Raw genomic sequence first — 20,961 nt, 5'->3', positions numbered from 1 at the left:
GTCGTTGGCTGATGAGTTCGTGTTATGCTACCACCAGGTGCCTCATCGATTCCAGAAAGGGGTTGTTTCTTCTATTTGGGGTAGTTATAGTGGCGCCCCTCCCGAGCCAACGAATGGCCAGGGTGATAGCGGGCGCAGTAATTCAGTCAGGAAGGTGGCATGTCTGCACAACCGGTAGATCTTCAAATTTTTGGCCGTTCTTTGAGAGTAAATTGTCCGCCGGAACAGCAAGATGCGCTGAACCTGGCCGCAGAAGACCTCAATCAGCGTTTGCAAGACTTAAAAGTTCGCACTAGAGTCACTAATACAGAGCAACTGGTGTTTATCGCTGCCCTGAATGTGTGTCATGAGCTGGCGCAGGAGAAGGTTAAAACCCGCGACTATGCGTCTAACATGGAACAACGCATTCGCATGCTGCAGCAGACCATTGAACAGGCATTGCTTGAGCAGGGTCGCATAACTGAACGTACCGGTGCGAAGTTCGAATAACACTTTGGCGTTACCTGTGATAGAGTGACGATGAAGTAAAAAATTCTCTGAGATGTTTGCAAGCGGGCCAGTCCCCTGAGCCGATATTTCATACCAAACAGAGTCTGGCGCTCTGTAGCCTGTGAGCATGCTCGGTCCGTCCGAGAAGCCTGATGGCTACGACGGCAGTCTCACCTTGAACCAAGGGTTCAAGGGTTACAGCCTGCAGCGGCATCTCGGAGATTCCTACCTTTTTTACCGCAGTCCCCTTTTCCCCGGCTTTAATCTTCCTTACGCTAAGCGACATCCCTCTGTTTACGGAGTCAACCGCGTATGAACCTCAATCTTCACGATCGTCAGGATATTCGTAGACACGTGCGCCATTTACGGCGAGCGCTGAGCGATGAGCAGCAGCGGCAGGCCGCCGATCTGATCGCGGAGCATGCGCTCAGTTTCGCCCCGATTGCCGGAGCAAAAAGTATCGCCCTGTTTCTGTCGGTCGACGGCGAGATCAACACCCGCCCGCTGATTGCCAAACTGTGGCAGCGCAAGCAGCGCGTCTACCTGCCGGTGCTGCATCCGTTCTCCGCCGGCCAGCTGCTGTTTTTGCGCTATGAGCCGCACACCGAATTGCATATCAACCGCCTGCGTATCCCTGAACCGCCGCTGGATATCCGTCAGCTTCTGCCGCTGAGCGAGCTGGACGTGCTGATGGTGCCGCTGGTCGCCTTTGACAGTCAGGGGCAGCGGCTGGGCATGGGCGGCGGGTTTTACGACCGCACGCTGCAAAACTGGCAACAGCACGGTTTTCTGCCGGTGGGGCTGGCGCATGACTGCCAGCAGGTGGAGCAGCTGCCGGTGGCCGGGTGGGATATTCCCCTGCCCGCGCTGATTACGCCATCTTACATCTGGCAGTGGTAGCCTCACCCTTGCACCTGCGCAGCCACAGGAACAGACAGAGCCAGCAGAAAACCCGCCCGGCAGGGCCTGGTGTCTGAAGAGTTAAGTCTGGCGTAATAAAGGTTTTGGGGGAGTTAACGCGGTGTCAGCAGGCCACAGGCATAAAAAAGCCGACTGAAAACAGTCGGCCTTTAACATTACTGGCGCGAAGATCAGTACAGCAGGCGTGCGCGAATAGTGCCAGGAATGGCCTTCATCAGCTGCAGCGCTTTATCCGCCACGTCCTGTGGTGCATCAACGTCAATCACCACATAGCCCATCTGCGGGGTGGTCTGCAGGTACTGCGCCGAGATGTTGATCCCCTGATCGGCGAAGATCAGGTTGATCGCAGTCAGCACGCCCGGACGGTTCTCGTGGATGTGCAGCAGACGGCTGGCGTTAACGCCGTGCATCGGCAGCGAGGCTTCCGGGAAGTTTACCGCCGACAGCGTTGAGCCGTTGTCAGAGTATTTCACCAGCTTACCGGCCACTTCGGTGCCGATATTCTCCTGCGCTTCCTGAGTAGAACCGCCGATGTGCGGGGTCAGGATCACGTTATCAAAGGCGCTCAGCGGGGAGATAAACGGATCGGTGTTGGTCGCCGGCTCAACCGGGAAGACGTCAATCGCAGCGCCGGCAAGGTGCTTGCTGGCCAGCACTTCACATAGCGCCGGGATATCCACCACCGTACCGCGTGAGGCGTTGATCAGCAGCGAGCCCGGCTTCATCAGCGCCAGCTGCTCTGCGCCCATCATGTTCTGCGTCGACTGGGTTTCCGGCACGTGCAGGCTGACCACGTCGCTCATGTTCAGCAGGTCGGAGAGATGCTGGACCTGAGTGGCGTTACCCAGCGGCAGCTTGCTCTCAATGTCGTAGAAGAACACATGCATGCCGAGGCTTTCCGCCAGCACGCCAAGCTGCATGCCGATATGGCCGTAGCCGATGATGCCCAGCTTTTTGCCGCGCGCTTCATAGGAGCCAACCGCCTGCTTGAACCACTCACCGCGGTGCGCTTTGGCGTTGGCCGCCGGCACACCGCGCAGCATCAGCAGCAGCTCGCCGATAACCAGTTCAGCGACGGATCGGGTGTTGGAGAAAGGTGCGTTAAAGACCGGAATCCCGCGGATCGCGGCCGCATTCAGGTCAACCTGGTTGGTCCCGATGCAGAAGCAGCCGACGGCAACCAGTTTTTCAGCCGCGGCGAAGATCTCTTCGGTCAGCTGAGTACGCGAACGCAGCCCGATGAAGTGTGCATCGCGGATGGATTCTTTCAGTGCGTCGCTGTCCAGTGCGCCTTTGTGAAATTCGATGTTGGTGTAGCCTGCAGCACGCAGATTCTCTACCGCGCTCTGATGCACGCCTTCCACCAACAGGAACTTAATCCTGTCTTTCTCCAGTGATACTTTTGCCATTTCCCGACCCTATTTAGCAGACTTCAGATGTGGCGTAATCCTGCTATCCGGTGGTTCTGTCAGCGCAGGCTGGGCGATGAAAACGCCAAAATGCCGCCCGGCACGGAGTGAACTGCCGCGATATAAGATTGCCTTCTGTCAAAATAACAAAATTTACGCCCGCAGCAATACAAACGATTGCTCTGCTCACCAGCACGGGATATCGCGCCTCAGAATATTACGATAGAAAATCGCTACGCCGTAGTCAGCATCAGGAGGATCACACGACTGGAGCCTGCAATGTGACATAAGTCACCAAATTGCAGCGGACGAAGAAAAGATATTTTTTAGTTAAAAAAAACGGGTACCGACGCTATCGGCACCCGCCAGATCATTTTTTGATGGTTTTCACACCATCGGCGGTGCCAATCAGTGCCACATCGGCCCCACGGGCAGCGAACAGGCCGACGGTCACCACACCCGGCAGCGCGTTGATCGCCTGTTCCAGCGCAATCGGGTCGACAATTTTCAGGTTATGTACGTCGAGAATGATATTACCGTTGTCGGTCAGCACGTTCTGACGATACTCCGGCAGGCCACCGAGCTTCACCAGCTGGCGTGCCACGTAGCTGCGTGCCATCGGGATCACTTCCACCGGCAGCGGGAAATTCCCCAGCACGTCAACCTGCTTGGTGGCGTCGGCGATACAGATAAAGCGCTCGGCTACCGCTGCGACGATTTTCTCGCGGGTCAGGGCCGCGCCGCCACCTTTGATCATCTGCATCTGGCCGTTAATCTCATCGGCACCGTCGACGTAAACCGACAGCACGTCGATTTCATTAAGGTCGAATACCGGGATCCCCAGGCTTTTCAGCTTCTCCGTCGACGCTTCAGAGCTGGAGACCGCGCCTTCAATCTGGTGCTTAATCGAGCCCAGCGCATCGATAAAGTGCGCGGCGGTAGAGCCGGTCCCGACCCCGACAATTGTCCCCGGCGTGACGTAATCCAGCGCCGCCCAGCCGACGGCTTTCTTCAGTTCATCCTGCGTCATGGTATGCCTAAACCCTGTGATCCACTGTGTGCGCGTAGTATAAAGCAAGGCGGCGGAAAATCACCGCTCAGGACGCGGTAAGATGCCAGGATTGCAGGCTTGCCCACAAAGTGATTGATTCACAAAGTGCCGCAAGCGCCGCCCAAATGCGAAAAAGTGTGGCATAGTGCTGTCACCACACCTGAGAGAAGAGTACTACGATTCATGAAACGCCCGGATTATCGAACCCTTCAGGCGCTGGATGCAGTGATTCGCGAGCGCGGCTTTGAACGTGCCGCACAAAAGCTCTGTATTACCCAGTCTGCCGTGTCACAGCGTATCAAGCAGCTGGAAAATATGTTTGGCCAGCCGCTGCTGGTACGAACCGTGCCGCCACGCCCGACCGAGCAGGGGCAGAAACTGCTGGCGCTGCTGCACCAGGTCGAGCTGCTGGAAGAGGAGTGGCTGGGCGATGATAACAGCGGCACCACGCCGCTGCTGCTGTCGCTGGCGGTCAACGCCGACAGCCTGGCGACCTGGCTGCTGCCGGCGCTGAAAACGGTGCTGACCGACTCGCCGGTGCGTCTGAATATTCAGGTGGAGGATGAAACCCGCACCCAGGAGCGCCTGCGCCGGGGTGAAGTGGTCGGGGCAATCAGTATCCAGCCGCAGCCGCTGCCCAGTTGCCTGGTGGATCAGCTCGGGGCGCTGGATTATCTGTTCGTGGGTTCCAAAGAGTTTGCCGCGCGCTATTTCCCGAACGGTGTTACCCGCTCCGCGCTGCTGAAAGCGCCGGCGGTGGCCTTTGACCATCTGGACGATATGCATCAGGCGTTTTTACAGCAGAACTTTGACCTGTCGCCGGGCAGCGTGCCCTGCCACATCGTGAACTCGTCGGAAGCCTTTGTACAGCTGGCGCGTCAGGGCACCACCTGCTGTATGATCCCGCACCTGCAGATTGAACGTGAACTGGCTGAAGGGGAGTTGATCGACCTGACGCCTGGGCTGCTACAGCGTCGGATGCTCTACTGGCACCGCTTTGCACCGGAGAGTCGTTTAATGCGCCGGGTGACCGATGCGCTGCTGGCACACGGCCACCGCGTGCTGCGCCAGGATACCGGCGAGTAGACGCACTAAACAGGGGGCAGGCAATCTGCCCTGCCCCCGTTCTTTACCCTGTTACGGATTAGCGGCAGCCGGCTGATGGCCGCGCTGCAGTTCAAACACTACGTCAACCTGATCGTCAAAGTGGATGCTCTGTTGCTCGTAGGTCTGGGCCGCTGAGGTCATCGGAGCCGCTTCGGCGGTTTTGTACATGCGCGCCATCGGCATCGGCTGGTAGTTGGCAACGTGATAGCGAATGCTGTACACCGGTCCCAGCGTGGTGCCAAAGCCTTTCGCCAGTTCATCGGCCTGACGGGTCGCGTCCTCAATGGCCGCCTTACGGGCTTTATCGCGATACTGCTCAGGATGTGCCACGCCCAGCTCAACCGTGCGGATTTCGTTCAGACCGGACTTCAGCGCACCGTCCAGCAGTTCATTCAGCTTATCCAGCTGGCGCAGCGTCACTTCCACGGTGCGCACCGCACGATAGCCCTTGAGCACTGACTTACCGTCTTTCAGGTAGTCATACTCCGGCTGGGTACGCAGGTTAGCCGCATTGATGTCTTTTTTCTCAATGCCGCTTTTATCCAGGAAATCAAAATACTGTTGCACGCGTGAATCGGCCTGCTTTTTCGCCTCAGCAGCGTCCTTAGCAGAGACGTTCACTTCAATTGCCAGCGTGGCAATATCCGGGGTGGCATCCACGCTGGACTGCCCGGACGTCACCACGTGCGGGCCGTTCGGCAGTTCATCCGCCTGCGCGGCCAGCGGTAAAGTACTCAGTCCAATCATTGCGGCCAGGGCCAGTTTAGTCAGCTTCACTGCTTCCTCCATAAGGCTGTTATCAGCGCAAAATTGCTGCTGTCAGAAGCATAGCCGACAGCAGCGAATTATTCCGTCAGTTCACGACGATGCAGCACATTTTAGCGTGTGGCATCTCGCCATACTATGACCACAATTCCTAAAGGAAGTTTACTGCCACAGTCCCAGCGCCTGCAGCGCCAGCTTGAGCGCGATGATCCACATCACCAGCCCGACCAGCAGGTTAACTACACGCTGCGCGCGCGGCGTATTCAGCCGCGGCGACAGCCACGCGGCCAGCAGCGCCAGGCCAAAGAACCACACCACCGAGGCACTGACCGAACCGAGCGCGAACCAGCGACGCGCCTCTTCCGGCAGTTGGCCCCCGAGGCTGCCGAGCACCACAAAGGTGTCCAGATAGACGTGCGGGTTAAGCCAGGTGACCGCCATCATAGTGATCACAATGCGCCAGCGCCCCTGCCGCAGCCCCTCACCCGAGGCCAGAGTAATATCGCCGCTGAAGGCGGTGCGCAGCGCGCCCCAGCCGTACCACAGCAGGAACGCCACACCACCCCAGGTCACCAGGTTGAGCAGCAGCGGCGACTGACTCAGCAGCGCGCTGCCGCCGAAGATGCCGGCACAGATCAGCGCCACGTCGCTCAACGTACAGAGCGCAGCGGTCATCAGGTGATACTGACGACGAATGCCCTGATTCATGACAAAGGCGTTTTGAGGCCCTAACGGCAGGATCAGGGCTGCACCTAAGGCAACCCCCTGAAAATAAACGGATAACACAATAAACCCCCTCTGTCAGACTATTTTCGGCCAGTGTATAGCGGCATTATTATTAGGGGAAATTGATAATTTTAATGATTAATCGATTTTTCTTATAACGATAGTATCCAGGCGTGATAGTCGCGCTGCCTGAATAAAGGATTTAATGATGTTTAACTTAGCAAGCGCTGGTGGGGGCATAAGCTGTGGGCTGGACTGTGGACTGTGGACTGTGGACTGTGGAATGTGGGTGGATTAATGCATTCTGTGGCGTCAATTAGCTATTACATCCATCTGTTTACAGCAAAACCTCTGCCCTGGGGCAGAGGTTAAAACGCTTACGGTAACGGTTTGGTTAATTGTTGCGGGGCGTCCTGTGCAGCATTCTGTGCCGCCTGTTCAGCCGCCTTAACCTGATGCAGATGCACGTCCATCTGCGGGTAAGGAATACCGATATTGTGCTCGTCCAGCGTGCGTTTGAAGTTCTTCATCAGATCCCAGTAGACCTGCTGCAGATCGCCGGCATTGCTCCAGCAGCGCACCACGAAGTTCAGCGATGAGGCCGCCAGTTCATTCAGGCCAATCTGCACGCCGCGCTCCTGCAGCACGCGCGGGTCAGCATCCACCACCTCACGCAGCAGTTTCAACACCAGATCCACGTCGGCATCGTAGGCCACGCCGATAATAAATTCGTTACGGCGCTCCGGTTCGCGGGAGAAGTTGATAATATTGCCGGCGATAATTTTGCCGTTCGGCACCACCACGTACTTACCGTCGGCGCTGCGCAGGGTGGTCGAGAAGATCTGCACGTTCTGAACGGTGCCCATCACCCCGCCCAGGTCGACGAATTCACCGGTGCGGAACGGGCGGAAGGTGACCAGCAACACGCCGGCCGCGAGGTTAGAGAGCGAGCCCTGCAGCGACAGCGCGAGGGCTAAACCGGCGGCACCCAGTACGGCAATCACCGAAGCGGTTTGCACCCCAACCCGGCCCAGTGCGGCAATCAGGGTAAAGGCGATCACGCCGTAGCGCACCAGCGCGGAGAGGAAGTCGGCCACTGTGGCATCGATATGGCGGGCGCGCAGCACCTTGTTCACGCCGCCGGAGATAAAGCGCGCCACCATCATGCCGACGATAATAATCGCGACGGCCGCCACGATATTGACCACATAGCTCAGCAGCAGCGCCTGGTTGCGCACCAGCCAGCCGCCGGCGCTGTTAATCCCGTGTACCACGTTCAAATCATCCATCTGTTGTTCCTGTTGTTGGCCCAAAGCGGGCGTGCAAATTCTTGCCGCATACACGACAACCGGTGAGTTAAGGGTAAACAATAATGGCGGATGTGCCAAATAAGTGACGGGATTGCTTAGATTTTCTGCGGCAATGGCATAAAAAAAGGCCCCGCGGGGCCTTGTTAATAAGAGCGGCGATTACAGAACGTCGATCGCGTTCAGCTCTTTGAATGCCTGCTCCAGGCGCACAACCATAGAAGCCTGTGAAGCACGCAGCCAGACGCGTGGATCGTAGAACTTCTTATTCGGCTTATCAGCGCCTTCCGGGTTGCCCAGCTGCGCCTGCAGATAACCTTCGTTCTTTTTGTAGTACTGCAGGATGCCGTCCCAGGTTGCCCACTGGGTGTCGGTATCGATGTTCATTTTGATTACGCCGTAACCAATTGACTCTTCGATCTCTGCAGCAGAAGAACCGGAACCGCCGTGGAACACGAAGTCCAGCGAGTTGTGCGGCAGGTTGTGTTTCTTGCTGACGTAATCCTGAGAATCACGCAGGATGGTTGGGGTCAGCTTCACGTTGCCTGGCTTGTACACGCCGTGTACGTTACCGAAAGAGGCCGCGATGGTGAAACGCGGGCTGATTTTGCTCAGCTCGGTGTAAGCGTAATCAACGTCTTCCGGCTGGGTGTACAGCGCAGATGCGTCCATGTGGCTGTTGTCCACGCCATCTTCTTCACCGCCGGTGCAGCCCAGTTCGATCTCCAGGGTCATGTCGAGTTTCGCCATGCGCGCCAGGTATTTAGCAGAGATCTCAATGTTCTCTTCCAGTGACTCTTCAGACAGGTCGATCATGTGAGAAGAGAACAGCGGTTTGCCGGTTTTCGCAAAGTGAGCTTCACCCGCATCCAGCAGACCGTCGATCCACGGCAGCAGTTTCTTGGCACAGTGGTCAGTGTGCAGGATCACCGGCACGCCGTACTGTTCAGCCATCAGATGCACGTGATGGGCACCGGCAATAGCACCGAAAATCGCAGCGGCCTGCGGCTTGTCAGATTTGAAGCCTTTACCAGCGATAAACGCTGCGCCACCGTTAGAGAACTGGATGATGACCGGTGCTTTCACTTTCGCAGCGGCTTCCAGTACGGCGTTGATAGAATCGGTACCCACGCAGTTAACTGCTGGCAGGGCGAATTTGTTCTCTTTCGCTACCTGGAAAATCTTCTGCACGTCGTCACCGGTGACAACGCCTGGTTTTACGAAATCAAAAATCTTAGACATGTTAGCTTGTCCTGTTTTTTGTCGGCCGTTAAGAAGGTTGCCCCGTAGGGCAAATCATACCGGCGGGGCGCAACGGCCCCGCCACTCAATTACTGTTTCGCACGCTCTTCGAGCATGGCTACCGCTGGCAGAACCTTGCCTTCCACGAATTCGAGGAATGCGCCGCCGCCGGTAGAGATGTAGGAAATCTTGTCTTCGATACCGAACAGGTCGATCGCTGCCAGGGTATCACCGCCGCCGGCGATGGAGAACGCCTCGCTGTCTGCAATCGCCTTAGCGACGATTTCAGTACCTTTGCGGAAGTTAGGGAATTCAAACACGCCAACCGGGCCATTCCACAGAATGGTTTTAGCATCTTTCAGCAGGGCAGCCATCGCCAGTGCGGTTTCGTCGCCGAAGTCCATGATCTCTTCGTTGTCCTGCACTTCTGACACTTTCTTCACCGTAGAAGGGGCAGTTTCAGAGAACTCGGTGCCAACGCGGGAGTCAACCGGTACCGGGATACCGTGCTCGTCACGCAGTTTTTTTGCGGCTTCAACGAAATCGGGTTCGTACAGTGACTTACCGACGTTGTTGTCGATAGCCACGAAGGTGTTCGCGATACCGCCACCGACGATCACGGTGTCAGCAATTTTCACCAGCGAGTTCAGCACGTCAAACTTGGTGGATACTTTAGAACCACCAACCACGGCCACCATCGGGCGTGCAGGGTTTTTCAGGGCTTTGCCCAGCGCTTCCAGCTCGGCTGACAGCAGCGGACCGGCACAGGCGACAGGAGCAAATTTGCCCACGCCATGGGTGGACGCCTGCGCACGGTGTGCGGTGCCGAAGGCATCCATCACGAAGATATCGCACAGGGCTGCGTATTTTTTAGAGAGGGCTTCGTCGTCTTTCTTCTCGCCTTTGTTAAAGCGCACGTTTTCCAGCACCACCAGCTTACCGGCCGCTAGCTCAACGCCGTCGAGGTAATCATTTGCCAGCGAAACGTTGTCGGCACCCAGCTTCTCTTTCAGGTAGTTGACTACCGGCAGCAGTGAGAACTCTTCGTTGTATTCGCCTTCGGTCGGACGACCCAGGTGGGAGGTTACCATCACTTTAGCACCCTGCTTCAGCGCGGCTTCGATGGTCGGCAGAGAAGCACGGATACGTGCATCTGACGTCACTTTCCCTTCTTTAACCGGTACGTTCAGATCGGCACGGATCAGAACACGCTTACCAGCCAGATCCAGATCGGTCATCTTAATTACAGACATGGTGAACCCTCTCGTTGATTCTCAAAGTTTTGACAGGCGCAAGCCGCGCCCTACCTGAAACCGCTTGTGGCCATCGCTAAGGTGGTGTCGATCATCCGGTTAGCGAAACCCCATTCATTGTCGCACCAGACCAGCGTCTTGATCAGGTGCTTACCGCTGACCCGCGTCTGCGTGCCGTCGACAATGGCACTGTGCGGATCGTGGTTAAAATCAATAGAGACTAACGGTAATTCCGTGTAGTCAACTATACCACTAAATGCCCCTTCTGACGCACTTTGCAGCAGGTCGTTCACCTCGCGCGCCGTGACCGCATCACGCACGCTGACGCTGAGATCGATCGCCGTGACGTTGATAGTCGGAACGCGCACTGCGATCGCTTCAAAGCGATCGTTAAATTTGGGGAAGATGCGCGTGATACCGGCGGCCAGCCGGGTATCCACCGGAATAATGGACTGGCTGGCGGCACGCGTGCGCCGCAGGTCCGGGTGGTAGGCATCAATCACCTGCTGATCGTGCATCGCCGAATGGATGGTGGTTACCGTGCCGGACTCGATGCCCCAGGCGTCATCCAGCAGTTTGATAATCGGAATAATGCAGTTGGTGGTACAGGAAGCATTAGACACCAGCAGATGCCCGGGTTGCAGTTCCTGCTCGTTCACCCCGAACACCACGGTGGCATCGAGATCGTTACCGCCGGGGTGTGAGAACAGCACCTTTTTAGCGCCGGCCTGCAGATGCGCTTCGCCATCTGCACGGCTGCCATACACGCCGGTACAGTCCAGTACGATATCCACGTTCAGCTCGCGCCACGGCAGTGAGGCAATATCAGGCACATGCAGCAGACGAATGCTGTCATCACCCACCTGGAGCAAATCGCGTTCCTGACGCACGTCCCAGGCAAAGCGCCCGTGGCTGGTATCGTATTTAAGCAGATGCGCCATTCCGGCGGCGTCAGCCAGCTCATTGATCGCCACCACCGTTACCTCCGCGCGACGTCCGGTTTCATACAGCGCACGCAGCACGTTGCGCCCGATACGACCAAAACCGTTAATGGCAATACGAACCGTCATAGTACCCCTGCTAAAAATTCACCATTAGTCTGAATTGGGAGAATAGCCTGAGCCAGCTGCCGCAATTTGTACAGGGAATTCTTATATTACAGAAACATCTGCCTTGCCGCCGGTCATTTCATTTGTCACGACTGAAACGGTTCAGCCAGAGTAATAAAAATCAATGCCGATAGGAATAGTGGGGGTCAACTACCTGCTAAAGATTGGATCTGCGTCACAAAAAAGAGTTTTAACGCGTAAAATTTATCCGATAATCACGCAAGGTTCATCAGCAGGAAAAAGGCGGGATCAGGCTCTGCCATCCCCTGAACCACGCCGCTGGCGGCAGGGTGCAGTCATCATGCAGGCAACGCCCCCCCTGAACCGGACATAGGGCAGATCGCTGAAAGGGGCAGAGGTAAAAAAAAGGCGCTGCAATGCAGCGCCTTGTCTGATAACTACCGGTAAACGGCAGCTCAGAGGATTACAGCAGTTCTTTCGCTTTAGCGACCACGTTATCCACGGTGAAGCCAAACAGGTCAAACAGCTGCTCGGCCGGTGCAGACTCACCGAAGCTGGTCATACCGACGATAGCACCGTTCAGGCCGGTGTATTTGAACCAGTAATCCGCGATGCCCGCTTCAATGGCCACGCGCGCGCTGACGGCTTTCGGCAGCACGGATTCACGGTAGGCCGCATCCTGCTTGTCGAAGGCATCGGTAGACGGCATAGAGACCACGCGCACCTTACGGCCTTCCGCAGTCAGCTTATCGTAAGCGCCGGTTGCCAGCTCAACTTCAGAACCGGTTGCAATCAGGATCAGCTCAGGCGTACCTTCGCTGTCTTTCAGCACATAAGCACCGCGGGCCACGTTAGCCAGCTGCTCAGCGGTACGATCCTGCTGTGCCAGGTTCTGACGTGAGAGGATCAGCGCGGTCGGGCCGTCTTTACGCTCGATAGCGTATTTCCAGGCAATCGCTGATTCAACCTGGTCACACGGACGCCAGGTGCTCATGTTCGGGGTCACGCGCAGGCTGGCCAGCTGCTCAACCGGCTGGTGAGTCGGGCCATCTTCGCCCAGACCGATCGAGTCGTGGGTGTAAACCATCACCTGCTGGATCTTCATCAGCGCGGCCATACGCACGGCGTTACGCGCATATTCAACGAACATCAGGAAGGTCGCGGTGTACGGCAGGAAACCACCGTGCAGGGTGATACCGTTGGCGATCGCGGTCATACCGAATTCGCGCACGCCGTAATGGATATAGTTACCCGCAGCGTCTTCATTGATTGGCTTAGAACCGGACCACATGGTCAGGTTACTTGGTGCCAGGTCAGCGGAACCGCCCAGATACTCTGGCAGCAGCTTACCGAAGGCTTCGATGGCGTTCTGAGAGGCTTTACGGCTGGCGATTTTCGCCGGGTTAGCCTGCAGCTGTTCAACGAATTTCTGTGACTCTTCAGCCCAGTTTGCCGGCAGCTCATTGTTGACGCGGCGCTTGAACTCGGCGGCCAGTTCCGGGAAGGCTTTCGCGTAGGCGGCGAATTTCTCATCCCATGCGGCTTCTTTCGCCTGACCGGCTTCTTTGGCATCCCACTGCGCGTAGATATCCTGTGGGATCTCAAACGGCGCGTGGTTCCAGCCCAGCTGCTTGCGGGTCAGTGCGATCTCATCGTCACCCAGCGGGGCGCCGTGGGAATCATGGGTACCCGCTTTGTTTGGTGAGCCGAAACCGATGATGGTTTTGCACATCAGCAGTGAAGGTTTATCCGTGACTGCTTTGGCCTCTTCCACCGCTTTTTTAATCGATTCAGCATCATGGCCGTCAATGCCGCGCACCACGTGCCAGCCGTAAGACTCGAAGCGGGTCGCGGTGTCGTCGGTGAACCAGCCTTCAATATGACCATCGATAGAGATACCGTTGTCATCATAGAACGCCACCAGTTTGCCCAGCTTCAGCGTACCGGCCAGCGAGCAGACTTCGTGAGAGATGCCTTCCATCATGCAGCCGTCGCCCATAAACACGTAGGTGTTATGGTCTACCACATCGTGGCCAGGACGGTTGAACTGCGCGGCCAGCGTGCGTTCAGCGATAGCAAAGCCCACGGCGTTAGCAATACCCTGGCCCAGCGGACCGGTAGTGGTTTCAACGCCGGCGGTGTAGCCGTATTCCGGGTGACCTGGAGTTTTGGAGTGCAGCTGACGGAAGTTAGCCAGTTCGCCAATCGGCAGATCGTAGCCGGTGAGGTGCAGCAGGCTGTAGATCAGCATCGAGCCGTGGCCGTTAGACAGCACGAAGCGGTCACGATCGGCCCACAGCGGATTTGTAGGGTTGTGATTCAGAAATTCACGCCACAGGACTTCGGCGATATCAGCCATACCCATAGGGGCACCAGGGTGGCCGGATTTGGCTTTTTGCACCGCATCCATACTTAATGCGCGAATGGCGTTGGCAAGCTCTTTACGAGAAGACATTTTCTACTCCAGGTCGGATTTAACGCTTCACCTTTCTCAACCTATTGTAATCAATGAGTTATCAGGCAAAGCAGAACGAAAGTCGCCCATCAATGTACATGAAATACGGGTAACATGTACATGCCGCGGCAGGTAAAAATCCTCACATTATTTGCGTTTTGAGAATGCCCCGACTAGGCAAGCAATGCCGCAGGCGCTATAACTCAGATTACTGCCGGACGATTACCGCAGCCGTATTTTGCCAACTTTCTGATTTTTTTACCTTGTTACCTGAATGGATGAACTGGAATGAAGAAACGTCTCGCCTTTGCCGCGTTGTCGCTGGCAACCCTGGTTTCTGGCTGTCAGAATTTTGACAGCAACGCTCTGATGCAGTCTGGCGCACAGGCTTTTCAGGCGGTCACGCTGAGCGATGAGCAGGTCAAAGAGCTCAGTGCTAAATCCTGTCAGCAGATGGACGCGGAGAATCAGGTCGCCCCGGCAAGCAGCCCCTACACCCAGCGCCTGAATAAAATTGCCGCCTCGCTGGGCGACAATATTAACGGTACACCGGCCAACTATAAGGTTTACCTGACCAAAGACGTTAACGCCTGGGCGATGGCTAACGGCTGTATTCGCGTCTACAGCGGCCTGATGGACCTGATGACCGACAACGAAGTTGAAGCGGTTGTCGGCCACGAAATGGGCCACGTGGCGCTGGGGCACTCGCGCAAGGCGATGCAGCTGGCTTATGCCACCACCGCCGCGCGTACCGCCGCCGCCTCCGCCGGTGGCGTTGCGGCCTCGCTGTCGCAGTCCCAGCTGGGTGACCTCGGCGAGAAACTGATCGGTGCACAGTTCTCGCAAACGCAGGAGACTCAGGCCGATGACTATTCATTCGACCTGCTGAAAAAACGCGGTGTGAATCCAAACGGTCTGGTAACCAGCTTTGAGAAACTGGCGAAGATGGAAGGCGGCAGCGGTGGCGGCAGCCTGTTCGACTCGCACCCGGCGTCACAGGAGCGGGCCGATCATATTAAGGCGCGTATCGCGGCAGGTAAATAATCCTCACCCGCCTTACGCCCGGTAGCGATTGCCGGTATTAACAAGGGCAGCGCCTGCGGCCTCCTGCCCTTCACAGGCTGAAGGCGTTCAGCCCCTGTTTTCAGTAAAGTGTTTTCTGCGGTGGCCCGGCAAAGTGCAGCGGGCCGATCTCCTGCATGGCCACTTCAATCAGCGACGGGCCTGGCTGCGCCACCGCTTCACTCAACGCGGCGTGAAAACCGGCCGCGGCCGTCACCCTGCGGGCGTTCAGCCCCATCGCCCGGGCCAGCAGCGTGAAGTCCGGCGTATGCAGCCGGTTATAAAACTGCCGCCCTTCAAAGTATTTGTCCTGAATGCCGCGCATTACGCCATAACCGCCGTCATTCATGACCAGCAGCGTGACGTTGGCGTTTTCCTGCACCAGGGTTGCCAGCTCACCTAATCCCAACGCCAGGCCACCGTCGCCGACCAGCGCGACCACCCTGCTTTCCGGGTTGGCCAGTGCAGTACCAATCGCCATCGGCAGCCCCATACCGATCGCCCCGGCCAGCGAATGGATCCGCGCTCCCGGGCGACCGGTGGGCAGTAAACGGCTGCCCCACAGACTGCCGGATACGGTGATATCACGAACAAAAATGCCCGATGGTGGCAGAGCGGCAGCCACGGCATCGCTCAGCCCGGCATAGACGCCACATTGATCGCGCAGATCGGTTTCCGCTGCGCTCACCGCCTGTGCAATATCGCGATCCCATGCCGGATCGGGGCGTTCAGCGGGGACATAAATGGCTGCCAGCGCGCTCAGCAGCGCGGCGCAGTCATAACTGAGCACCTCGTCCGCCGGATAGTTACGGCTGGCAGCCGCCGGGTCGAGGTCAATCTGCAGCAACGGTGACGGCAGCGGCAGCGTCCAGCTGCGGGTTTCGTTGCTGCGCAACCGTGAGCCGGCCACCAGCGTCAGGTCGCAGCGGCGCAACAACGCCTCAACAGAGAGTGAGTTATGAAATGCCCGCAGGCTGCGCGGGTGACTGTCCGCCAGGATGCCGCGCCCGTGCGTGCTGGAGATCACCGCCACGCCGGCATCTGCCAGCTGGCGTACCGCATCGGCGGCCTGCAGCGCCCCGCCGCCCACCCACAACAGTGGCCGTTGAGCCGCCCGCAGACGCTGTGCCAGCGCCGCCACCACGTCGGCTGGCGGTGATGCGGGCTGCAGCGGCCGCACGGCGGGGGTCACCAGACTTAACGGTACCCGGCTGTTCTGGATATCGATCGGAATTTCCAGCGAAACCGGGCCACAGGGTGGCGTTTGCGCCAGCTGAATCGCCCGGTGCAGCATGGCCACCGCCTGCTGTGGGGAGTGCACGCGCAGCGCCTCTTTGCCGCTGGCGCGCAGAAATCCCAGCTGATCGCGGGCCTCATGGATAAAGCTGCAGTCGGCATCCAGGTAAGCTTTCTCCACCTGGCCGGTGATATGCAGCAGCGGCGTACCGGCGTTAGCGGCTTCCAGCAGCGCGCCGACGGCATTGCCGGCACCGCAACCGGTGCTGGTCAGCGCCACGCCCAGGCCACTGAACCGACCGTGCGCATCCGCCATGCTTACCGCCCCGGCCTCACCGCGGCTGGTGACAAAGCGCAATCTTCCACGCCGCCCGACCGCATCGGCGATCGGTAAATTGTGAATCGAAATAATCCCGTACATCGTGCTGACGCCATACTGCTCAAGGGTGCGGGCCAGCGCTTCACCTACCGTAATGGTTTCACTCATCGTTTGCTTCCCATCAGTTAATCGCTCCAGTGGTTGATCGTTGGGCCCGTGGCCAGATAGATGCTTTTCTGCTGCATCCAGGCACGCAGCCCCTGTAGCCCTTTTTCCCGCCCGAGGCCGCTCTGTTTAACACCACCAAACGGCGTGGAGACTGAAAATACTTTGTAGGTGTTAATCCACACCGTGCCGGCCTCAAGCCGCGCGGCCAGCGCCAGCGCCCGGGTAACATCCCGCGTCCAGATCCCGGCAGCCAGGCCGTAGACCGAATGGTTGGCCGCGGCGATCAGCGTCTCTTCATCGTTAAAGGGCATCGCCACCAGCACCGGGCCGAAAATCTCCTCCTGGCAGACCTGCGCAGCGTTGCTTAACCCGGTGATAATGGTTGGCTGGAACCAGTTACCCGCCGCCAGCGCCGGGTCGGCGGGGATCTCACCGCCACATAAGACTTCGCCGCCCTCGCGACGGGCCAGCGCGACATAGTCGGCAACCGACTGCCGGTGCTGCGGCGAAATCAGCGGGCCGAGGTGAACACCGGCCTGCAGCGGGTTACCGAGGCGTAGCCCACGGGTCAGCTGCAGCAGGCGGTCCAGCAGCGGTCGCCAGACGGAACGGTGCACAAACAGCCGCGCACCGGCAATGCATGCCTGACCTGCCGAGCTGAAGATGCCGTAGCAGATCCCCCGCGCCGCCTGTTCGATATCTGCATCTGCCAGCACGATAGTGGGTGACTTTCCACCCAGCTCCAGCGAGGTACCAATCAGCTTGTCGGCCGCAATATGCGCCAGCGCCCGCCCGGTGCGGGTACCGCCGGTAAATGAGATTTTTTTCACCAGCGGATGGCGCACCAGTGCATCGCCCACAATGCTGCCCTTACCCGGCAGCACGCTGAACAGCCCAGGGGGAAGCCCCGCCTCCTCAAAGATTGCCGCCAGTTGCAGCGCCATCAACGGCGTAGCCTCGGCCGGTTTCAGCATCACCGCGTTACCCGCTGCCAATGCCGGCGCAACTTTCTGCATCTCACTGGCTATCGGTGAGTTCCACGGGGTGACAGCCGCCACCACCCCGATCGGCTCCCAGGTGCTGAAGGTCATCACCTCGCGGCTGCGCTGTGGCGGCAATTCCCCCTCCAGCACCTCACAGGCGGCGGCAAAGTAGTGGGCGGTGGCTGCCGCACTGGCCACCAGCCCGCGCGTTTCCGCCAGTGGCTTGCCGTTATCGCGGGTTTGCAGTTCGGCCAGTGGTTCCAGCCGTGCGGTAATCAGATCGCCCGCCCGATGCAAAATGGCCGCGCGCTGATGGCCGGGCATGCTGCGCCAGTGCGGATCGCGCCAGGCACGCTCTCCCGCCTGTACCGCCAGCTCCACATCCTCCAGACTGGCAGCCCGCAGCCAGCCATTGACTGAGCCGTCGGCGGGAAAGGTACTGCAGAAGCGTTCTCCGCCCCCTTCACGCCAGCTTCCGGCCAGGTAGAGTTTCAGATTTTCCATGAGGACTCCTTCAGAGATCCAGCAACTGGCGACAGGCCTGAACAGCACTCAGCGCCGCGAGCATGGACGTTTTCGGATTAGAAGGCAGCGGATGAGCGTGGATCTCCAGGTACAGTTCGCCAAATCCACCACCGGCATGGATGCGGTGACAGTTGCACTGCGTGTCAGGATCAACGATCAGCTCAACCCGTGTGCGATCCAAACCGATCCCCGCCAGCGCAATCGTGGCAGCCACGTTGGCATTGGCCGGAAAACGCAGCGCGGCTTCCCGGGCGCTGCCGCGAAAAAACACCTCCCGATGGCGGACTGCGTCGAGATCGATCAGCGTCTCTGCCAGGCTTCCGCGCCAGCTGAGCGGGTTTTTACAGGACTGATAAAGCACGCTATCCAGGCCGCCCTCTCGTGCGCTGGTCAACCCGTCAAGGCCCGCTACCGCCCCGGAAAGCAGCGTCAGGCGCCCCCCCCCGGCGCTGGCCGCCTGGCGCAAACGCCGATACAGGGCATCGTCTGCCAGCGCACCGGTAGAGATCACCGCCAGCCCCCAGCCGCGTTGCAGCACCCCCTGGCCGAAGTCAGCAACCGCCTGCTGGCTGGCGCACTCCAGCACCAGATCGGGCCTTCCCGGGCACGCAAGGGGCGACAGCAGGGGAGTAACCTCACCGCCAAAGCGCAGGCGGATAGCGGCATGATGGTGTTCGCGTGCCACAATCCAGCCGACGCAAACGCCCTCCGGCAGGCGGGCAATCAGCTCCTGCGCCATCGCGCCGTAGCCAATCAACACTATTTTTTTCATCGGCGATCCCTATAGCTGGCGGGCGAAGCCGCCGGACACATCCAGCGCGGCACCGGTGGTAAAGGAAGCCAGCGGTGAAGCCAGGAACAGCAACGCCTGCGCCGCTTCCTCCGGTTTCCCCAGCCGCCCCATCGGAATACCGCGTTCTGTGGCCAGCTCCGCAGTCCAGGCTTCCCAGCTCTGCACCGGATCCTGACGCTGCTGATAGCGACGACGCCACTGACCGGACTCCACCATGCCCAGTAAAATCGAATTGATCCGCACACCCTTAACGATCAGCTCGTTAGACAGGTTCAGCGTCATATTCAGCAACGCAGCCCGTGCCGCCGACGTGGCGATCATGTGCGGTTCAGGCTGGCGTGCCAGCAGCGAATTCACGCAGGTCACAGACGCGATATCCGACTGCTCGAGCAGTGGCAGAAACGCCTGCAGCGGATGGATTACCCCGAACAGTTTCAGCCCGGCCTCCCGTAGCCAGGCCTCATGTGGCGTAGCGTCAAAGTGAGCGACATAGCCCTGCCCGGCGTTGTTGATCAGCATATCCACCGCGCCAAACTCGCGACCTACCTCCTGAGCAAAACGGCCGACCTGCTGCGGGTCCAGCACGTCGCAGCAGTAAGGCAGCATCTCAGCATGAGGGAACGCCTCGCGCAGCGCCGCGTCGGCACTGGCCAGCCGCCCCCGATCACGCCCGCAGAAGGCGACTTTTGCCTCTGCCGCCAGCAGCAGTTTCACGGTGGCAAACCCAATACCTGAGGAGCCACCGGTGACGACCGCCACCCGCCCCTTAATCTGTAAATTCATCACCTTCTCCTGTGAGCAGCCTCAGCAGCTGACGGTTGAAAAACGCCGCGCCGTCGAGATAGCTGGCATGGCCGGCCAGGGGAATAGTCACAAATGGTACCCCCCAGCGGTAAGCCAGCGCCTGTGCGCCGGCAGGCGGCGTAATCGCATCACGATCGCCGCACCACACCTCGACAGGCAGCCGGATTTCTGCCAGCCAGCGGTGAATATCACCCTGCGCCAGCAGCGAGACCGCCTGCAGAAAGCCCGCCACGTTCAGCCGCCGCATGCCTTTGGCCACCGTGGCAACATCGCACTCATCGGCCTGCGGGCGTAATAAGGCGGGGGCGCGCTGCTGCGCCATCTGTTCCAGCCCGCCCGCCAGCTGTTGCTGACGCTGATGAATAATCTCCTGCTGCTTTGCAGGCGGTGCACCGCCATATCCCTGTGCCGGATCGGCCAGCACCAGACGGCTGACCCGCTCCGGGTAACGCACCGCAAACGCACAGGCGATCAACGCCCCCAGCGAATGCCCGACCACCACCGCCTGCCCGACCCCTGCCGCATCGAGCATCCGCGCCAGCGCTCCGGCATAGCAGGCCGCCGTCGGTTTTTCTGCCGCCAGGGGAGCGCTGTCGCCGTATCCGGGGGCGTCCCACGCCAGTATGCGGCAGCAACGTTGCAGCCGCGGATCGTTCAGCTGCCTGTGCCAGCTGGCGCTGCCGGAGCTGATGCCATGCAGCAGCACCAGTGCCGGCCCCGTTCCGCTCTCCTGCCAGGCGGTCATGAGGCGACCGGATTACGCTTAACACCCGCCAGCGGATGATCGGCGGGATAGGTGGGGATACGCGGTTTAGCGCAGCCGAGCATGACGCACATCAGCGCTTCCTCTTCACCGTGATTTAATAAGCCACGGTACACCCCGGCAGGCACCGAGATCAGATCGCGTTCGTTAAGTACGGTTTCGCAGTAGTTATCGCCCTCTTTCACCATCAGCGTGATGCTGCCTTTCAGCATAAAGAACACCTCTTCGACATCGTCGTGCAGATGCAGCGGGCCTTCACATCCGGCTGGCAGCACCATGGTAGAGAAGGTGAAATGTTCTGCCTCCACGGTATTGCCATCAGCCGCAACGCCGGTTGCCCCGGTTCCGATGTAACGCATCTGCGCCCGGCGGTATTTCGGATCGAAATCTGCCTGGAACTTCAGCGCACTCCAGTCATATTTACGCCCGCTAAAACGCGCGATACGTGATTCCACCCAGGCATCCATCGGGATGCCTGCCGGTTTGACGGCCGTTTTTTCAGTCTCTGACATA

Annotated in this window: 19 protein-coding genes and 1 other RNA gene; 5 read left to right on the top strand and 15 right to left on the bottom strand. The window is 58.8% G+C overall.

What is annotated here, in order from left to right; all coding sequences use genetic code 11:
• Positions 1–159 precede the first annotated feature (159 nt).
• From zapA to ASF13_RS01835, 3 genes are all read left to right on the top strand, one after another.
• Positions 160–489 carry a cell division protein ZapA gene (gene zapA, locus ASF13_RS01840; RefSeq protein ID WP_056231872.1) on the top strand — a complete coding sequence of 110 codons (330 nt, stop codon included), beginning with the start codon at positions 160–162 and terminating at the stop codon, positions 487–489.
• 41 nt (positions 490–530) lie between these two features.
• Positions 531–715, top strand: a non-coding RNA gene (gene ssrS, locus ASF13_RS23120) — 6S RNA.
• A gap of 86 nt (positions 716–801) precedes the next feature.
• On the top strand, positions 802–1,389 hold the full coding sequence (locus ASF13_RS01835) for a 5-formyltetrahydrofolate cyclo-ligase (RefSeq protein WP_056231869.1): 588 nt from the start codon (positions 802–804) through the stop codon (positions 1,387–1,389).
• A gap of 191 nt (positions 1,390–1,580) precedes the next feature.
• On the opposite strand, the gene serA is transcribed toward ASF13_RS01835, so the two are convergent.
• Both serA and rpiA read right to left on the bottom strand, forming a co-directional pair.
• Positions 1,581–2,819 (bottom strand): phosphoglycerate dehydrogenase, encoded by a 1,239-nt coding sequence (serA, locus tag ASF13_RS01830; protein ID WP_056231866.1) that lies wholly within the window; start codon positions 2,817–2,819, stop codon positions 1,581–1,583.
• A gap of 370 nt (positions 2,820–3,189) precedes the next feature.
• Entirely contained in the window at positions 3,190–3,849 is a 660-nt protein-coding gene (gene rpiA, locus ASF13_RS01825) for a ribose-5-phosphate isomerase RpiA (protein WP_056231863.1), read from the bottom strand.
• Positions 3,850–4,053: 204 nt separating this feature from the next.
• On the opposite strand from rpiA, the gene ASF13_RS01820 reads away from it, so the two are divergent.
• Positions 4,054–4,956, top strand: coding sequence for a LysR family transcriptional regulator ArgP (locus ASF13_RS01820; protein ID WP_056231861.1), 903 nt, complete (start codon positions 4,054–4,056; stop codon positions 4,954–4,956).
• A gap of 51 nt (positions 4,957–5,007) precedes the next feature.
• Here the strand turns inward: ASF13_RS01820 and ASF13_RS01815 are convergent, their stop codons facing one another.
• The 7 genes from ASF13_RS01815 to tkt form a co-directional block, all read right to left on the bottom strand.
• The gene (locus ASF13_RS01815) at positions 5,008–5,766 is read right to left on the bottom strand and encodes an oxidative stress defense protein (RefSeq protein ID WP_056231858.1); all 759 of its coding nucleotides are present in this window, start codon (positions 5,764–5,766) and stop codon (positions 5,008–5,010) included.
• A gap of 138 nt (positions 5,767–5,904) precedes the next feature.
• On the bottom strand, positions 5,905–6,528 hold the full coding sequence (argO, locus tag ASF13_RS01810) for an arginine exporter ArgO (protein ID WP_056231855.1): 624 nt from the start codon (positions 6,526–6,528) through the stop codon (positions 5,905–5,907).
• Positions 6,529–6,845: 317 nt separating this feature from the next.
• Complete coding sequence (mscS, locus tag ASF13_RS01805) at positions 6,846–7,757, bottom strand: small-conductance mechanosensitive channel MscS (RefSeq protein WP_056231851.1); 912 nt, start codon at positions 7,755–7,757, stop codon at positions 6,846–6,848.
• Between the two features lie 180 nt (positions 7,758–7,937).
• A complete protein-coding gene (gene fbaA, locus ASF13_RS01800) occupies positions 7,938–9,017 on the bottom strand; it encodes a class II fructose-bisphosphate aldolase (RefSeq protein WP_056231848.1) in 1,080 nt (359 codons plus the stop codon).
• 89 nt (positions 9,018–9,106) lie between these two features.
• Entirely contained in the window at positions 9,107–10,270 is a 1,164-nt protein-coding gene (gene pgk, locus ASF13_RS01795) for a phosphoglycerate kinase (RefSeq protein ID WP_056231845.1), read from the bottom strand.
• 50 nt (positions 10,271–10,320) lie between these two features.
• Positions 10,321–11,340: an erythrose-4-phosphate dehydrogenase gene (gene epd / locus ASF13_RS01790; protein WP_056231841.1), complete on the bottom strand. Its 1,020-nt coding sequence runs from the start codon at positions 11,338–11,340 to the stop codon at positions 10,321–10,323.
• Between the two features lie 463 nt (positions 11,341–11,803).
• Positions 11,804–13,795, bottom strand: a complete 1,992-nt coding sequence (tkt, locus tag ASF13_RS01785) for a transketolase (RefSeq protein ID WP_056231839.1) — start codon at positions 13,793–13,795, stop codon at positions 11,804–11,806.
• Positions 13,796–14,083: 288 nt separating this feature from the next.
• On the opposite strand from tkt, the gene ASF13_RS01780 reads away from it, so the two are divergent.
• Complete coding sequence (locus tag ASF13_RS01780; RefSeq protein ID WP_056231836.1) at positions 14,084–14,839, top strand: M48 family metallopeptidase; 756 nt, start codon at positions 14,084–14,086, stop codon at positions 14,837–14,839.
• Between the two features lie 100 nt (positions 14,840–14,939).
• Here ASF13_RS01780 and ASF13_RS01775 read toward each other — a convergent pair whose 3' ends face one another.
• Genes ASF13_RS01775 through ASF13_RS01750 form a run of 6 tightly spaced genes read right to left on the bottom strand, consistent with a single transcriptional unit; the run spans position 14,940 to position 20,960 of the window.
• Entirely contained in the window at positions 14,940–16,580 is a 1,641-nt protein-coding gene (locus ASF13_RS01775; RefSeq protein ID WP_056231834.1) for a thiamine pyrophosphate-binding protein, read from the bottom strand.
• A 17-nt stretch (positions 16,581–16,597) separates the two neighbouring features.
• A complete protein-coding gene (locus tag ASF13_RS01770) occupies positions 16,598–18,067 on the bottom strand; it encodes an aldehyde dehydrogenase (RefSeq protein ID WP_056231831.1) in 1,470 nt (489 codons plus the stop codon).
• A gap of 10 nt (positions 18,068–18,077) precedes the next feature.
• Complete coding sequence (locus ASF13_RS01765; RefSeq protein ID WP_056231829.1) at positions 18,078–18,860, bottom strand: aspartate dehydrogenase; 783 nt, start codon at positions 18,858–18,860, stop codon at positions 18,078–18,080.
• A gap of 9 nt (positions 18,861–18,869) precedes the next feature.
• Positions 18,870–19,664, bottom strand: a complete 795-nt coding sequence (locus ASF13_RS01760) for an SDR family oxidoreductase (protein WP_056231826.1) — start codon at positions 19,662–19,664, stop codon at positions 18,870–18,872.
• Complete coding sequence (locus tag ASF13_RS01755; RefSeq protein ID WP_056231823.1) at positions 19,648–20,430, bottom strand: alpha/beta fold hydrolase; 783 nt, start codon at positions 20,428–20,430, stop codon at positions 19,648–19,650. Before ASF13_RS01755 ends, ASF13_RS01760 begins: the two co-directional genes overlap by 17 nt.
• On the bottom strand, positions 20,427–20,960 hold the full coding sequence (locus ASF13_RS01750; RefSeq protein ID WP_056231820.1) for a cupin domain-containing protein: 534 nt from the start codon (positions 20,958–20,960) through the stop codon (positions 20,427–20,429). The genes ASF13_RS01755 and ASF13_RS01750 overlap by 4 nt, the downstream gene beginning before the upstream one ends.
• Position 20,961: the final 1 nt, after the last annotated feature.

This window comes from Erwinia sp. Leaf53 (assembly GCF_001422605.1).
Taxonomy (GTDB): Bacteria; Pseudomonadota; Gammaproteobacteria; order Enterobacterales; family Enterobacteriaceae; genus Erwinia.
Note: the sequence above shows the minus strand (reverse complement) of the source record. Positions and strands in the feature narration are given on the sequence as shown.